Annotated in this window: 1 protein-coding gene; it reads right to left on the reverse strand. The window is 62.6% G+C overall.

Annotated elements, in window-relative coordinates:
- A partial coding sequence (locus G3436_RS22015; protein ID WP_476644177.1) for a type 2 periplasmic-binding domain-containing protein occupies window positions 1–529 on the reverse strand: 529 nt, incomplete at both ends.

The following is a 529-nucleotide window of genomic DNA, read 5'->3' on the forward strand; positions in this document are numbered from 1 at the left end:
TGCGGATCTCGTGGCTCATGGTGGTGAGAAAGGTGCTCTTGGCGTGGTTGGCGCTGTCAGCCTGCTCCTTGGCCACACGCAGCTCTTCAAGCAGGTGCTCGCTGATACGCAGTTGCAGTTGCAATGCCTGCTCGGCCTCTGCGCGCTGGTGCATGAGTTTTCGCAGGTAGCGGTTCCACAGGGCGATGGCGGCGATTATCAGCGCGGCCACGCCCAGGATCTGCAACACCAGCGAGCGGTAGTTGCGCCATGGCGTGTCGCTGATCAACGCATTGATGCGCCAGCGATTGACCAGCTGGGTCATCTGCTCCGGGGGAATGCTGAGCAGGGTCTTTTCAAGAATGCCGTGCAGGGGCGATTCGCGCAGGGTGGCGAATGCCGCAAGCGCGGGCGTGTCGTCCAGCAGCGTGGCAATGCGCAAGCGGTCCTTGAACATCCGGCTGATGAAGTAGGCGGCGTTGATCTGAGAACTCAGTGCGGCATCGGCGCGGCCCTGGGCCACGTACTCCATCAGGGCCAGCGGATCGTC

The organism is Pseudomonas brassicae (assembly GCF_010671725.1).
Lineage (GTDB): Bacteria > Pseudomonadota > Gammaproteobacteria > Pseudomonadales > Pseudomonadaceae > Aquipseudomonas > Aquipseudomonas brassicae.